The sequence below is a fragment of the Orrella sp. 11846 genome (genome assembly GCF_048820935.1).
Taxonomy (GTDB): Bacteria; Pseudomonadota; Gammaproteobacteria; order Burkholderiales; family Burkholderiaceae_B; genus Algicoccus.
Window position 1 is genome coordinate 42743 of record NZ_JBMERD010000008.1, and the last position, 15427, is coordinate 58169.

15 protein-coding genes are annotated in these 15427 nt (G+C 50.3%); 8 read left to right on the forward strand and 7 right to left on the reverse strand.

The window, feature by feature from the left end; translation table 11 throughout:
• Window positions 1–141: 141 nt before the first annotated feature.
• The 5 genes from ACOI06_RS08310 to ACOI06_RS08330 form a co-directional block, all read right to left on the reverse strand.
• A complete protein-coding gene (locus ACOI06_RS08310) occupies window positions 142–1182 on the reverse strand; it encodes an acyl-CoA dehydrogenase family protein (protein ID WP_420662062.1) in 1041 nt (346 codons plus the stop codon).
• 1 nt (window position 1183) lies between these two features.
• Window positions 1184–2353 (reverse strand): acyl-CoA dehydrogenase family protein, encoded by a 1170-nt coding sequence (locus ACOI06_RS08315; protein ID WP_420662063.1) that lies wholly within the window; start codon window positions 2351–2353, stop codon window positions 1184–1186.
• Window positions 2354–2460: 107 nt separating this feature from the next.
• The gene (locus tag ACOI06_RS08320; RefSeq protein ID WP_420662064.1) at window positions 2461–3429 is read right to left on the reverse strand and encodes a Bug family tripartite tricarboxylate transporter substrate binding protein; all 969 of its coding nucleotides are present in this window, start codon (window positions 3427–3429) and stop codon (window positions 2461–2463) included.
• Entirely contained in the window at window positions 3426–5540 is a 2115-nt protein-coding gene (locus tag ACOI06_RS08325) for an acetate--CoA ligase family protein (protein WP_420662065.1), read from the reverse strand. The genes ACOI06_RS08320 and ACOI06_RS08325 overlap by 4 nt, the downstream gene beginning before the upstream one ends.
• Window positions 5537–6340, reverse strand: coding sequence for an enoyl-CoA hydratase (locus ACOI06_RS08330; RefSeq protein WP_420662066.1), 804 nt, complete (start codon window positions 6338–6340; stop codon window positions 5537–5539). Before ACOI06_RS08330 ends, ACOI06_RS08325 begins: the two co-directional genes overlap by 4 nt.
• Window positions 6341–6465: 125 nt before the next feature.
• On the opposite strand from ACOI06_RS08330, the gene ACOI06_RS08335 reads away from it, so the two are divergent.
• Complete coding sequence (locus ACOI06_RS08335) at window positions 6466–7287, forward strand: IclR family transcriptional regulator (RefSeq protein ID WP_420662067.1); 822 nt, start codon at window positions 6466–6468, stop codon at window positions 7285–7287.
• 79 nt (window positions 7288–7366) lie between these two features.
• Window positions 7367–8296 carry an NAD(P)/FAD-dependent oxidoreductase gene (locus ACOI06_RS08340; protein ID WP_420662068.1) on the forward strand — a complete coding sequence of 310 codons (930 nt, stop codon included), beginning with the start codon at window positions 7367–7369 and terminating at the stop codon, window positions 8294–8296.
• Here ACOI06_RS08340 and mnmH read toward each other — a convergent pair.
• Both mnmH and ACOI06_RS08350 read right to left on the reverse strand, forming a co-directional pair.
• A complete protein-coding gene (gene mnmH / locus ACOI06_RS08345) occupies window positions 8290–9390 on the reverse strand; it encodes a tRNA 2-selenouridine(34) synthase MnmH (protein ID WP_420662180.1) in 1101 nt (366 codons plus the stop codon). The two genes, ACOI06_RS08340 and mnmH, sit on opposite strands and share 7 nt — an antisense overlap.
• Window positions 9391–9648: 258 nt before the next feature.
• The gene (locus ACOI06_RS08350) at window positions 9649–11406 is read right to left on the reverse strand and encodes a M61 family metallopeptidase (protein ID WP_420662069.1); all 1758 of its coding nucleotides are present in this window, start codon (window positions 11404–11406) and stop codon (window positions 9649–9651) included.
• Window positions 11407–11439: 33 nt separating this feature from the next.
• Here ACOI06_RS08350 and ACOI06_RS08355 point away from each other — a divergent pair, with 33 nt between their 5' ends.
• The 6 genes from ACOI06_RS08355 (at window position 11440) to ACOI06_RS08380 (ending at window position 15397) form a co-directional block, all read left to right on the forward strand.
• Complete coding sequence (locus tag ACOI06_RS08355; RefSeq protein ID WP_420662070.1) at window positions 11440–12216, forward strand: enoyl-CoA hydratase; 777 nt, start codon at window positions 11440–11442, stop codon at window positions 12214–12216.
• A 231-nt stretch (window positions 12217–12447) separates the two neighbouring features.
• Complete coding sequence (locus ACOI06_RS08360) at window positions 12448–12921, forward strand: ATP synthase subunit I (RefSeq protein ID WP_420662071.1); 474 nt, start codon at window positions 12448–12450, stop codon at window positions 12919–12921.
• Between the two features lie 86 nt (window positions 12922–13007).
• Window positions 13008–13883 carry a F0F1 ATP synthase subunit A gene (gene atpB / locus ACOI06_RS08365; protein ID WP_420662072.1) on the forward strand — a complete coding sequence of 292 codons (876 nt, stop codon included), beginning with the start codon at window positions 13008–13010 and terminating at the stop codon, window positions 13881–13883.
• 90 nt (window positions 13884–13973) lie between these two features.
• A complete protein-coding gene (atpE, locus tag ACOI06_RS08370) occupies window positions 13974–14213 on the forward strand; it encodes a F0F1 ATP synthase subunit C (protein WP_420662073.1) in 240 nt (79 codons plus the stop codon).
• A 152-nt stretch (window positions 14214–14365) separates the two neighbouring features.
• Complete coding sequence (locus ACOI06_RS08375) at window positions 14366–14836, forward strand: F0F1 ATP synthase subunit B (RefSeq protein WP_420662074.1); 471 nt, start codon at window positions 14366–14368, stop codon at window positions 14834–14836.
• A gap of 18 nt (window positions 14837–14854) precedes the next feature.
• Window positions 14855–15397, forward strand: a complete 543-nt coding sequence (locus ACOI06_RS08380) for a F0F1 ATP synthase subunit delta (RefSeq protein WP_420662075.1) — start codon at window positions 14855–14857, stop codon at window positions 15395–15397.
• The last annotated feature ends 30 nt before the right edge of the window (window positions 15398–15427 follow it).

Sequence of the window (15427 nt, forward strand, 5' to 3'; positions counted from 1 at the left end):
TGTTGACGCCGTTCGAGAGCTTTTAGGGCAGGCCAAGATTGTAGGCTGAAATCAGGCGGTATTCCCTAAATTAGTTGCCTTCGTTGCGTTCTGGCAAGCTCCCTCGATCTGTAAAAACCGAGGGGCGATCCTATGCTGGCCTCATTCATGCGTGGTTGTTGCGCTTGCATGCCACAAAGCGTCCAGCGTTTGTGAGGGATGACGCAAGCGAGTGTCGGTTGAAACCATATGTCGCACGCGCTTCAAACACAAATGGACGGGACATTCCCAGGTGATGCCCATGGCACCATGGATTTGTATGGCGTGAGAAGCTGCTAGCTGGGCTGCCTCAGGCACGAGTAAACGAGCGGCTTCTAATGCAAAGGGCAAACGAACTTTGTCTGCATCGGTTTTAGCCAAATCGAATAAGCGACAGGCTTCGTGTAAACACAGACGTGCGTTGTCGAGCCGCATCCAGTCATCTGCCAGTTTGTGTTTAATGGCCTGATAAGCGCCAATGGGCTTGTTGAACTGTTCCCGTTCACATGCGTATTGTGTACCCAGTTCCATGGCTTGCGCACCAACCCCAATGAGTTCAGCCATGCGTAATAAATCACGCAATATTTGATACTCTGACCATGCGGTCTGCGAAACAGACGCATTAAACGTGTTGGTCACGGCGGCATCGGGTGCGATTAGGCTGGTTGCAATCAAAGGATCAATGCCGAAACTGGGTTCAACGCCTGTGAACTGCGTGACTATGAGCGTTGCGTCAGACCATGACAGATGGACTGCCTGATGATCTGCGCTGGCATAATCCACTAGAAACGAACCTGGATGATTTGAGGTTGCTTGCGCTATGCCAAGACGCCTGTCTCCGCTCAGCCAATCTTTCAGGATGTCATGCGCTGGATCCAGATAGGTTTGAACGGCAACGGCGTGAGCCACTGGAATGCTGAGCAGGTGTTTGCCCATTTCTTCGTGAAGCACAGCGACATCTTGGGTACTTAAAGCAAGTCCTTGTTGGGCTTCTGTGAGTCGACTGCGAAACCACCCCATTTGCGCGCATTGCGCCCAAAGTGCATCGAGCTTTTCCGGGGATAAGCCTTGCACGGCAGATTGGATGTCAAAGCCTTCACCATCCAGAAAGTCTTTGATGGCATCTTTCAGTACAATTTGTTCTGGGTTTAAATCAATATTCATATCAGCGATCTCTTGGCAGGCCCATAATGTGTTCAGCAATGATGTTGCGTTGAATTTCAGAGGTTCCGGCCAGAATGGTTTCAGCACGCGACCACAGGTAGGCGTGGATAAAACGCGAGTTGTCAGCGTGTGATTGATGAGCTGGTGATAGGCAAACGTCTGGGCCGAGCAGATCCATGGCAAAGTCTAAAAGTGCTTGGTGCGCTTCGCTCCAGTGCACTTTGGTGGCTGAGCCTTCTGCGCCAGGTGTGTCGCCGGTTTGTGCCAGTCTCAGTGCGCGCTGAGTTTTAAGCTTCAGGACGTGGCTATCCACCGCTAAACGGGCCCATTGGTGCTGTTGTGCATTGGTCGCTGTTTGTAGGGCATCTTTGGTGAGCCATGCACGAATTTGTTCGAGCTCTTGCTCAAAACGTATCAGTCTTGGCAGAAAATACGTGCCGCGCTCAAAACTGGCTGCGCCCATGGCAATACGCCAACCTTGGCCTTCTTCCCCAACGAGCTGTGTGACAGGGACCAAGACATCTTCAAAAAAGACTTCACAAAACTCAGCGTCACCGGTTAGTTGACGAATGGGTTCGACCCGAATGCCGGGTGACTTCATATCAACCAGTAAAAAACTCAAGCCTTTGCTGCGGCTCTGGGTGAGGTCGGTGCGTGCCAGCACAAAACACCAATCGGCCAAATTGGCGAAAGAGGTCCAGATTTTGTGCCCCTTTAATCGGTAGACATCACCCTCACGAATCGCTTGTGTTCGCAGTGAGGCTAAGTCTGATCCTGCACCTGGTTCGGAATAACCTTGGCACCAAACTTCAGTGTTGTTGAGAATGTTGGGTAAAAACCGGTTTTTTTGTGCTTGCGTCCCATAATGCAAAATCGTGGGTGCAAGAATGCCGTGACCGATCAAGTTGACCCCAAGTGGTGCGCCACAACGTGCGTGCTCTTCATGGAAAATGGCTTGTTGTGACAATGGCAGTTGGTGCCCGCCGTATTCACGTGGCCAACTCAATCCGCTTAAGCCCTGTTTGCACAGTTGATCTTCCCAGGCGCGTCGGTAGCTCAGATCGCCTGGATCCGGATCGTGGTGCCAATTCGCCTGAAATTCGGTGTAAAGACTATTTAAGACGGCACGAATATGTGCTCGAAAGTCGTCGTCGTTGTCTGGAAAGTTCATCGCGTTTGATGTGAATTAAAAAAACATCGGGCACTGGGGCCCGATGTGTAAACCCCCTAAAACAGAAGTGCTGCTAAAGGGGTGGGGATTGGTCACAGTTGTGTGGATTAGTTCAGTTTGATATTGGCGTCTTTGACCACTTTGGCCCATGTTTGAAGGTCTTCTGCAATGAATGTGGCGAAGTCTTCAGGTGTGTTGCCAATAATGTCCAAACCCAAGTCCTGCATTTTTTGTTGGATGGCAGGCTCTTGCAGAACCTCGACCACGTTGTCATAAATCTTGTTGACAATGGGTGCGGGCGTTCCGGCTGGTGCGACCAGACCTAACCATGGCATTGCCGCAAAACCTGGCACGGTGTCAGAGATGGATGGCACGTTAGGCACTGAAGGGGATGGTTTTTCAGTGGTGACTGCCAGAACACGTAATTTGCCACTTTCCACAAAAGGTTTGGACGATGTCCAAGCGTCAAACATGACTTGCGTGCGTCCAGCAACCAAGTCTGTCAGTGCAGGTGCACTGCCTTTGTAAGGCACATCAATCATGTCCACGCCGGTCATGGACTTAAACATTTCGCCTTCCAAGTGTGTTGAGGTACCAACACCGACAGAGCCGTAATTGATTTTTCCGGGGTTGGCTTTCAGATAATCAATCAGTTCTTGCACGTTGTTGACCGGCAGTTCAGGGTTGACTTCTAGAATGTGAATGACAGAAGCAACTTGGGTAATGGGTGCAAAGTCTTTAATGGCATCGTAGTTGACCTTGCTGTAAATGCTAGGTGCGATGCTTAAAGAAGAAGCTGCCATTAGCATGGTGTAGCCATCGGGCTTGGCGCGAGCGACGTAATCAGAGGCGAGCATGGTGCCTGCACCAGGCTTATTCTCAACGATAAAGGGTTGGCCCATTTTGTCGGTGAGTCTTTCTGACAGCATGCGGGCCAACGTATCCGTTGCGCCACCGGCAGCAAATGGCAGAACCATGGTGACTGGACGGCTTGGGAAGTTGTCTGCGGCCATGGCCGATGAAGTCATCATCGCTGTGCCAACTAAAAGTGCGCCAAAGATTTTGGTCATTTTCATGGGTTTGTCTCCTTATTGGATGAAAGATCAGAAATGACAAGCGCGTCTAGTGCAATGACGCCTTGTCCGACGGGGTTGATCCGTAGCGGATTGATTTCAATGTCCGTGACATCATCCGGTGCATTGAGTAAAGCTTGCCCAAGTTGGCAAATAGTCTGCGCAGCTGCATCGATATCTGTGATGGCTGCACCTCGGTAGCCATTGAGCAAAGGGAAAGCGATGAGACGCTCGAGCATGTCACGAGCCTGTGGCTGTGTGATCGGCAACAGACTGATTGCAGTGTCCTTGTAGATTTCAGTGAGAACGCCACCCAAACCGACGGTGATCATGGGACCAAACAGCGCATCGCGTCGGGCACCAATGATGAGGTCAACCCCTTCAGATTCTTGATGCTGAACGAGTACACCCTCGAGATGTGCGTGGGGTGCTCGGGTTTTAACGGTTGCCAACATCTCGTCATAGGCGGTTCGCAAGTCTTCAGGGGCCTGAATGTTCAGTTTGACGCCGCCGACTTCGGTTTTATGTGCAATGTCTGCGCTGAGAATTTTAAGAACGACTGGATACTGAGCTTGTTGTGCGTGTAACAGGGCTTCATCGACAGATTGCGCAATGTGTTTGGCCGGTGTGGATACACTAAAAGCGGCGAGATATTCCATGGCCGTCGCTTCATTCCACTCGACAGGGATTGCAGGTGTTGGCGAGACTACTGTCGTGACAATGTCAGACTGCACGCGCTTTTGTTGCCGATTGTTTTGCCAGTTTAAAAATGGGCCCAACGCATTGACGGCACGACCCAGATCATCAAAAACGGCAACGCCGTTTTCACGTAGACGGTCACGACAGGTTGCTCGGCCGGTATCAATGGCTGCAAAAAACCGTGGGTGCGCTTTTGCGACGGATTCGATGCTGTCGGCCATACGGTCCAGCATGTAACCGGGGGCATAGATCAGAACCGCATCCAGATCATCACTGGTCGCAAGGGCTGTGAGTACTTCGTGAACAAAGTCTGGCGAGTTCACAACGTTGCCAGTCACATCGACCGGATTGCTCACCATGCCGTAGTCTGGGATGCCTCGACGTAGAACGGCCTGCACATCTTTGGGCAAATCAGGCAGCTCTAACCCGACTTCGGTTAAACGATCCGCTAAAATCGCACCCAATGCGCCGGACATGGTGATGACAGCCACTCGTTTGCCGGCTGTACGGTGTCGTAAATCAGCCAGTTGTGCCAAGAGTGCCATTTGTGCAAAGTCATCGGCTTGAATGACGTTGTAATGCTCAAACACCGCTTCATAGACACGCTGTTCACCAGCCAGTGCAGATGTGTGCGATTGCACAGCAATTGCGCCTTTTTCTGTGGTCCCTGCTTTCAAGACAATGAGCACTTTGTCATTGTCTTGCAGCTTTTTCGCGGCCGCCATGAAACGCGGTCCGTCACGTAGCTGCTCGATATAACCGATGATGGTTTGTGTGTGCTCGTCTTGAGCCAAGTATTCGAGATATTGCGAGAACTCCACACAGGCTTCGTTACCGGTATTGATGAACTGGGAGACGGGCAGACCAAGTTCACGCACGAGCGCATAGACTGCCGCGCAGACGTTACCGCTTTGTGTGAGTAGGCTCACTTTTCCGTTGCCTTCCTGCATGGGGACGGCATTAAAGACGGACGCAAAAGCGGTATGCGCCTGTGTATTTAAGTTCGCAAAACCCATGCAGTTGGGCCCAGCGATTTGCATGCCTGAAGATTGTGCAAAAGCTTCTAACTCAGCTTGCAGTTTTTGACCTTGTTCGCCTTCTTCGGCAAACCCAGCGGCATACACAATGGCCGCTGGAATCCCTTTGGCATGACAGCGTTCTAGCATCGGTAAAACATCGCTTGCTTTAATGGCTAAAACCGCCAGGTCTGGTGTTTTAGGCAATGCTTCGAGACTCTCAAAACAGGGGTAGCCAAAGACTTCCTGGTACTTGGGATTGATGGGATACACATCGCCCTGATAGTTGTATCGCTCTAAAAGCGCGATGGGCATGCCCCCAATTCGACCTGGGTTGTCACTTGCACCAATAAAACAAATCGAGTTTGGTTCGAGCAGTGGACGTAAGGCGTGGCTCATGCCGATTCCCCGGATTTGTTGCGCTGAATGGCTTTGGCCAGACCTTTGTCTCGAACGGCTTTAAATTCCTCAGTGACATGGGAGAGCTGGTGTGTGTCAAAGTGCGCACTGAGCGTTGTTCTTAGACCTTGTGCATCAAAGGTTCGGTTGAGCGATTTTTTGAGTAAACGTAAACCAAAAGGCGGCGCTTGCGCAATGCGTTCTGCGAGCGCAAGTGTTTCGGTTTCAAGGTCGCTTGTGGGGACGACACGATTAACCATACCGATTCGCAATGCTTCTTGAGCATCGACGCGACCGCCCGTGAAGAGCATTTCTTTGGCCTGACGCAAACCCATCACCCATGGGTGAATTAAAACTTCGGTTGCCGCTGCTGAAAGTGTGTGGGCAACAGGGTCTGAGAAAAAAGCATCTTCAGAGCAGACAATGAGATCGCACATGTTAGCGACCATAAACCCACCTGAAACGCAGGCACCTTGAACCTGCGCAATAGTTGGCTTGGGGCAATCCCAGATACGCATACAGTAGTCAAAGTACCGTAAAGACTCGTAGGCCCAGCGTTGCTCGACAGTGAAGTCGGCACGACTGGCTTGGGCTTCTTTCAGGTCATGACCAGCCGAGAAGTGCTCGCCTTGACCCGCAATGACAATGACATGAACACTGTCATCTTCGCTGGCCTGAACAATGGCGTGATCGAGTTCATCCAGCAATTGTTGGCTCTGTGCGTTGCGTGCTTTTGGGCGAGCCAGACTGATGCGTCGTGCGGCTCCAAAGTTTTCAATTTGAATCGTTTCGTAAGTCATGGCGTTTCTAAACTCCCGGTGAAGAAAGATCTCTGAGATGGGATGATTTAGACATTGCATGTTCTATATTTCAAACATAAACTGCTAGTTTGTTCATATAGTGATAAAAATAAGGGAAAACGAGTATGCAAAAGCCATCGGTTGAGACAAACGCAACGACAGCCAATGTGAAACCACGTACAGCAACCAAGAAGACGGGCACGCAAAGTATCGAGCGTGTTTTGCAGTTATTGCGATTAGCAACACAATATGAATCTGAGGGGCTTTTGTTGCAGGACATCCTTGAAGAGACGGGCTTGGAGCGCAGTACGGCTTATCGCTTTATGAGTTGCTTAGTACAAGAAAGGTTTTTGCGTCGTGATCCGGTCAGTAAACGTTACTTTTTAGGGATTGACGCCATGCAGCTGGGGCTTGCAGCGATGCAGAGTTCACCCGTTGCAGGATTATTGAAACCCTTGATCCAGCGATTAGCCCGTTTGTCAGGCGACACAGTTTTTTTGGTTATTCAGCAAGGTGATTATTGTTTGTGTTTGCATCGGGAGCACAGTGATTTTCCTGTTCGAATCTTCACCGTGAGCGTGGGTGAAAAGCGCTTACTGGGTTTGGGAGCCGGTGGATTGGCATTACTTGCCAGAAAAGATGACAGCACGATTGCGCAAGCGTATACACAGCATGCAAAGCAGTATCAAGCTGCAGATTTAACACTGGATGCTTTGTTGACTGACGTGCGTTTAACGCGCGAAACAGGCTATTCACAAATTGTGGATCGCATTACGACTGGTGTGTCAGGGGTTGGGTATGCGTTTCCACTGTCCACATTAACGATGGCGGCGATCAGTTTTGGGGCGATTAATAGTCGCCTAGATGTCACTAGAAGACGTGAAATGGGCCAAATCCTCGCAACCGAATGCCAAAAGTGGGTGACTCAGAACTTGGAGTTAGTCTAAGTGTTTTTACATCTTAAAATACCTAGTAGACGACATGCTGTATCGTGAAAACTCAGGATCGGTAATCTGTGGAGGTTGGATGTCCAAGCTTTGGGATGCCATTGTGATTGGCGCGGGACCGGCGGGCGCCAGTTGTGCCGTGTGGTTGAAACAATTAGGTTTTGAGCCATTGTTATTGGAAGCAGCTGAGCAACCCGGTGGTTTGCTTTGTACGCATAGCTATCCGGATATTTGGACGATTACCAATCCAAGCCAAACTGGCAAGGAAATGGCGACGCTGATGTTGCGTCAGATTGAGGTGGCAGGGGTTGATTTGCGTTGCCATACGGCAGTGACCCGAGTGCAACGGTTGGCGACCGGTGAGGTTGATCAGCTTGATGGGTTTGCTGTGACGACTCGACAGGTCGAGAGTGGGCAAATACATACAGAGCGTGCCCGTTTTGTGGTGGTGGCATCTGGCGTCACGGCGCGTCGTCCTGATGAAGTGGATCCTCACAACACGTTTGAACAAGTGGTGTTTGGTCCTGGCGAAGCCGTGATGCATGGGCAATACGATGGGCAGACAGTGGCGATTCTTGGAGGTGGGGATAATGCCTTTGAGAACTACCTCTATGTCGCCTCAAAAGGCGCAAAACAAGTCGATGTATTTGCGCGTACGATCCGCGCACAACAGCAATTTATCCGCCAAGTGCCCCAAGAGCGTGTGTTTTTAGGCCCTGTGCAATATGACTTAGCGCAGCGTACAGTGAATGGGCGTCGTTACGATCAGATTTTGGTGTTCTATGGTTGGGCACCGAACGTGAGTTTCTTGGCTGACTTTTCACTGGCGCGTGATGAACGTGGTTTTTTACAGGTAGACGCTCTGACCACGCAAACCTCAGAACCCGGGTTATTTGCCATTGGCGAGGTGACCCAACGTATGCATCCCTGTGTACCGACCGCCATGGCCGATGGGGTAATCGCGGCAAAAGCCATTGAGAAATGTTTTGCACAAATGGATGATCAATAGCCTTGAGACTGTAAATAAGCTGTTACCTCTTGGCAACTACCTTCAAAAAGGGTTGGGACGGCTCTTTGCGTGCGTTGGTAGGCGTACATCGGATCGTAGTAATCCGTTATGAGTGGTCGAATCCAGCTGGCGTGTGCGTCACTTTGACGGTCTTTGAATTGTTGGCTCAGTGCGGCTTGTAGTGCCGTGTTGAGCTCAGCATAACGCTGCATCCCAAGACGCTTGCGCAAGTTAAAGAGACTACGCGTTAAATGGGTGGCAAACTTCTCCCAAGCTACGTCGGGCGTATGGCGTTCTTCGTATTCTGTGAGTAAACGCCGAATGTAGTCGCGTTCAATCCGTTGCACACGAATTTCTAATGGTTCAACGACCCAGACTCTAGGTGATTGATGCATTTTGTGGAGCAAAGGATCCGGGATGGCGCATCGACCGATGAGCTGACTTTCATCTTCGAGCACTAGGGATTGAGCGTGGTGTGATTCCTGACGCAACAAAGCGATGGCTAACGCGTTTTCGAAATCAATTTGAGATGGCTGGTGATCAGGATGCCCCCCAAAACTAGACCCTCGGTGATGCGCCAAACCTTCCAAATCGATGGTGCGCGTTAAAGCGGCAATGACATCGGTTTTACCGCTACCAGTCATACCACCCACAATTACAAATCTAGTCTGTTGACTGAGACGTTCGGTGGCGTCGATCAGAAAGCGCCGCATGGCTTTGTAACCACCCGTGATTCGTGGGTAATCAACGCCTGCCTCGTGCAACCATTGTTGCGTGATGCGAGATCGTAAACCACCCCGAAAACAGTACAGCACGCCATCAGGATGCGCATTCGCAAAATCAACCCAAGACTGAATACGCCTGTCTTTAATCTCGCCCGCGACAAGGCTGTGTCCCAATTCAATCGCACTTTGCTGACCCGCTTCTTTGTAGCGGATGCCGACTTCGTGACGTTCCTCGTTATTCATGAGCGGCAAGTTCACAGCGCCGGGAAATGACCCTTGCGCAAATTCCACGGGGGCGCGGACATCCAGTAAGGGTGTGTTGCTCAGAAAAATGTTGAGTAAATCACTTCGTTGTTCAGCGTGTTGCATGATCGGTGTGTGCGCAGAAAAATTGGTTTCACGACTATAGATCAGATGGATGGCATCTGAATCCAGTTTTTTAGGTATTTCGTTTGCGTTGAGCAAATTTTTTAAATTAAAACAGGCTCGACACACCTGCCACCCGCCATCCACTACCTGCCATCCCCATCCGTGACCAAGCACCCGCTACACGTCCTATCTTTAGGTAGAGTCCTGCGTATGTAGACGTGTAAAAGGCGGGTTTATTGTGATTGCTGTGTGAATGGTTTACTTAACAGTAATGTGGCTCTTGCGTTTAGCTGGGGGTGAGAGCGTGACTTCGTACTGCTTCAAGACGCCATCTCGAAACACGTGGGCTGAAAGACTGTCGCCAGGCTGATACATCCCCAAAATACGATTGACTTGAGCCATATCACCTGCCACTTCTAGACCTGCCAATGCGATCAGTTTGTCATGGGACGCTAGACCTGCTTGGTGGGCGCTTCCACCTTCATAGACATGACGAATGACTAGCTGACCTGAGTGCGTCACTGTTGTGAGGTCAAGACTCGGCAGTTCATTGTCCGAACGCCAGGTGAGGGTGTAGCCTGCTTTGTCTAAGAGTGTTTCCAATGGAATGTCATTGGCCTGTTCAACCCATTCTTCAACTTCAGCAGAAACATCCACGCCTGTGCAGTCTTTAATTAAGCTAATCAGTCCATCTTCAGGCAGTCCATTAGGCTTACCCTGATAGAAATCTTTGCCATAGCGTTGCCAGAGTTCGCGCATGACGTCGTCAAGACAATGCTTGTTTTGGCTTTTGGCGCGAATGGTTAAATCCAGGGCCAAAGCGGCCAAGGCCCCTTTGCTGTAATAACTAACGATGGCGTTGGGGGCGTTTTCATCTTGCTTGTAGTATTTGGTCCAAGCGTCAAAGCTGCTTTCGGTGAGGCTTTGCTTCAGACGCCCTGGCCCTGTATGCACCTGATCAATGTTCTTACACAGTTGTTTGAAATAGGTCTCGTCATCCACAACGCCACTGCGAATCAACATTAGGTCATCGTAGTAAGACGTGAAGCCTTCAAAGACCCAGAGCAATTTAGTGTGTGCGGGACGTGATAGGGGGTAAGGTGCGAATTTGGCTGGCTTGATACGTTTGACATGCCATGTATGGAAATACTCATGGCTAACTAGCCCCAGAAAATCCGCATAACCATCTGGGACGGTTTTTTGTCCAAGCGTGGGTAGGTCTTTGCGAGGAAACATGAGGGCCGTGCTTGCGCGATGCTCAAGGCCACCATAGTTATTGTGGGTGATGGTGAGCATAAAGACGTAGCGTTTATCGCAGTCCAGAAAAGGGGCTTCTAGCGTCTCTGGTTCGAAGAGTTCGATTTGTGCTTCACAGATCTTGCGCGTGTCGGACACGATGCGTTCCACATCAAGGTTAGGGTAGTAACCGGTGATGACAAACTGGTGTTGTGCACCATGCGCTTCAAAATCAGCCACAATCGGGGTGCCCATTTCGATGGGGTGATCAATCAAGGCATCATAATCAGGTGCCTGATAATGAGCCATCAGATTTTGAGAGGCGGATTCGATGGAAGTCAGGCTGCTGTATGCTTTCCAGTCGGTTCTATGAGGTGGTTGCAGAATCTGGACGGTGCATGGGACTTCAGTCTGCCCGTGCGGCATCAGGAATGTGCTGGTGCCGTTGATGAAACAGTGTGTGTCATCAAAATGGCATGCACGCACAGAGGCATCCCAAGCGTATATGATGGTTTCGATTTCCAGCGGTCCCTTGCAAGGCGCAAACGTCCATGTGTGGCTATCGATTTGTGTGATGGCAATCTTTTGATTCTGGCTTCGCGCTTGCAGGGTTTCGATGTTTTTGGAGAAGTCGCGAATTAAGTAGCTGCCCGGGATCCAGGCCGGCAGACTGACCGTTTGACCCTTGGGGTCAGGTTTTTCGAGACGTAATGTCATGCGGATGCGGTGGCCGGCGGGATCAAACGGATCAATCGTATAAAGTAAGTCAGGATTTTTCATTGAAGTTCGAATGACGCATTAATTGGAGGAATTATGAGTGAATCACTGGTGTTAGAACGTGTCGAAGGTCGAGTGGCTATTTTGACACTCAATCGACCCAAAGCATTAAATGCTTTGAACGATGCGCTAATGGATGCACTAGGTGAAGCTTTGCTTCGCTACGATGCTGATGAGTCGATCAGTGTGATTGTTCTGACCGGCAATGAAAAAGCATTCGCCGCAGGCGCAGACATTGCTGCCATGAAAGACAAGACCTTTGAGGAAGTGACCCGCGAGCAATTTATTACTCGTAATTGGGAAACAATTCTCAGAGTGCGCAAGCCCATTATCGCAGCAGTGGCCGGCTATGCGCTCGGAGGTGGGTGTGAACTCGCTATGATGTGTGACATGATCTATGCTGCAGACAATGCAAAGTTTGCACAACCAGAGATTAAGTTGGGCATTATTCCTGGCGCTGGTGGTACACAACGACTGCCCCGTGCGGTGGGTAAATCAAAAGCCATGGATCTGGTTTTGACAGGGCGTATGATGGACGCGCAAGAAGCCGAACGAGCAGGTTTGGTTGCTCGTGTGATCCCTGCAGAGTCGCTCATGTCAGAAACTATGGATGCTGCGATGTTGATCGCATCCATGTCGTTGCCTAGCGTCATCATGGCGAAAGAAGCCGTTAATCGTGCCTGGGAAGGTAGTTTGACCGAGGGTGTTCGATTTGAGCGACAAGGGTTTCATTCGCTCTTTGCGACGCATGACCAGAAAGAGGGCATGGCGGCATTTATGGAAAAAAGGAAGGCTGATTTCCAGCACAAATAACAAGGAAACACGCTGCTTGCGCAGAGGTAAGCAGCGATTTGTTGTTAATTAGCATCATCCTACGTGTAAGTTTGTACGGTTTCAAGGTATACTCTTGGGGCTTTGGTGAGACAAGGTTGGGGTTTCCCCTGACTGTTGTCATAAGCGGACAGTTGCTGAAAAGCATCTGATCTTGTAAGACCAGTGAGTAACTCTGGTATAAACCCTCATCGTGAGAATTGGCTCAGTGTTATGGACACGAAACTGATGCAAGAGTTCCCTGCGAATGAAGGGCAGCCAGAAAAAATCACACTGACGCCAGCTGAAAAGGCTCGAGTCGCTCAAAGAGCGCGGCGTACGGTGGGGCTGGTGATCTTGTCTCAGGCGATTGCCGGTTTGCTCATGAGTTTGGTTTTATGGGTGTTTGGTAATCAGGCGCTTGCGCTGAGTGCACTGCTTGGATGTCTGACGTATTGGGCGCCCAATGCATTGTTTGCAGCGCGTTTGGCTTTGTCAACGTACAAAGTGAGTGGTGCCGGTCCGGTTGTGTTTTTTATCGGGCAATCAATAAAGATTTTTGTTGCGATTGGGTTGCTGTGGGGTTTGTCACAGATCGGTTTGACTTGGTTGAGCTGGCCAGCAGTGATCGCTGGGTTAATCGCAACACTTAAGGGGTATTGGCTGATGGTCCTCTTTACCGGTGGACGCATCGCTAAGTACATGTAGAGCAAATAACCAAGAGGTTGTTTGTGAGGGAATCAGCGTCACAGCTTTGCTTGTGATGCGGTTAATAACGATTAAGTAGGGTTTGCATGGCTGCCGAGCTCACTCCGTCAAGTTATATTCAGCATCACCTGGTCAACAACAACAGTATCGGTGGGCCACAGATCAATATCGCTGACTTCAGCGTTTTGAACTATGACTCCATGTTCTGGTCAGGCTTGATGGGCTTGTTGGCGTTATGGTTTATGTGGTCAGGTGCTCGCAAAGCATCAACCGCTGTACCAGGCCGCTTTCAGATGTTTGTTGAAATGCTGGTCGATATGGTTGAGCAGCAAGCCAGTTCAATTGTGCCTAGCGAAGAAACACGACGCTATGCTGCACCGTTGGCATTGACCGTGTTCCTGTGGATTGTGTTCATGAACACGCTGGACTTGATTCCAGTGGATCTGGCGCCTTACCTTCTGAGCGCTTCGGGCTTGGGTGCTGCTGAAGGCGATCCGCTCTACTATCACAAGATTTTACCAACCGCTGACTTGAATATCCCGCTGGGAATGTCATTGGGTGTGTTGTTGCTGATGCTCTACTACGGCATCAAGGTCAAGCATTTCAGCGGCTTCACAAAAGGTTTGTTTACAACGCCATTCGAGGCATCCGGTGCGCTGGGCATGATTATCTTGGCCCCCGTAAACCTGTTCTTGAACGTGGTGGAGTATGTCGCTAAAGCCGTTTCACTCGGTATGCGACTGTTCGGAAACATGTTTGCTGGTGAGTTGATCTTTATGTTGATCGCTTTGCTGGGCTTCTCGTTTACCGGATTTAATGTGATCAGTCTGTCACTGGGCTTTTTACATATTCTGGCAGGTTCGATCTGGGCGATTTTCCATATCCTGATCATCTTGCTACAAGGGTTCATCTTCATGATGCTGACGCTGGTTTATATTGGCCAGGCACATGAGGGACATTAATGGCGTGTTCATGTAATTAAACATGACCTCCATATACAAGCAGTTTTTACTTTAACTTTGATTTTTTGAGACACTATCCAAGGAGTTACCATGACCACTCTCGCTTACGTTGCTCTTGCTTGCGGCTTCATTATCGGCTTGGGCGCCTTCGGTGCCAGTATCGGTATTGGTCTGATGGGTGGCAAATACCTCGAAGCTTCAGCACGTCAGCCTGAATTGATGAACGCCCTGCAGACCAAGATGTTCCTGCTGGCCGGTCTGATTGATGCTGCGTTCCTGATCGGTGTTGGTATTGCCATGCTGTTTGCATTCGCCAATCCATTTGTCTGATTGAAAGCGTGTCTCGAAGCGCCCTGTCGCGGGGCGCAGTCCAGAACACAAGTTCCTGCACGTACGAAGTTTTTATGCGCAGGTCGTTCAGTCTAGTCAGGTGCCCGATAGTAGTCTTTTGAAGGCACATAGGATGTCATAGGAATTCAACCGTGAATCTGAATGCGACATTATTCTTTCAGATGATCGTCTTTTTTGTGTTGGCTTGGGTGACCATGAAGTTCATCTGGCCGCCACTCATTAAAGCGATCGATGAACGTCGGCAAAAGATTGCCGATGGGTTGGCTGCTGCCGAAAAAGGCCAGTCAGACTTGGCCCAATCCCAGGCGCGTATCGTCGCTATGGAAGAGGCCGCAAAATCCGACCTGCACGCCCGCACAGTCGATGCGGAAAAGCATGGTCAGCAAATTATTGAGCAGGCTCGTGCTGAAGCAGAAGTTGAGCGTGCCCGAATTGTTGAGCAGGCCCGTCAGGAAGCCGAGCTGGAAATGCAGCGTGCACGTGATGCACTGCGTGACCAAGTTGCTTCACTCGCTGTTCAGGGTGCCTCTAAAATTCTGCGGCGCGAAGTTGATGCGAATGCACATGCCGAGTTGCTAACGCAACTTAAGGCACAGCTTTAATAGAAGGCGGATAAAACCATGGCAGAAAACTCCACCGTGGCCCGTCCATACGCGCAAGCTTTATTTGAAGCGGTGGCGGGTGATGCGTCTGTGTTGAATGATTGTGTTGAGGAGCTCAAGCTTTTGAGCGACATTGTGACAACGCCAGAGGTACAAGTGGTGCTGTCAGATCCTCAAATCGAAGATCAGCAACGCCTGGAAGTCCTCACAGTCTTGTTGCAAGGTCGCAATCAGACAGCTGCAATGCGCAATTTTGTGCCGCTGCTGCTTGAGAACGATCGGCTGACATTGCTTCCTGAAATTACTCACCAAGTGATGGAATTGCGGGATGCAGCACTGGGTGTGGCACAAGCGCATATTGTGAGTGCTTTCCCCATGGATGAGGCCCAGATTGCGGACCTTCTCAAAGTATTAGAGCCGAAGTTTAAGATCAAGTTAACGCCACACGTTACGGTTGATCCCTCGCTGATTGGCGGGGTACGAGTTGTGGTTCAAGACCACGTGCTCGACACATCGGTGCAAGCGCAGCTAACCAGCATGCGCGATGCGTTGATCGCTTGATCAACGTCCGGATAAGAATTCAGGAGCCTG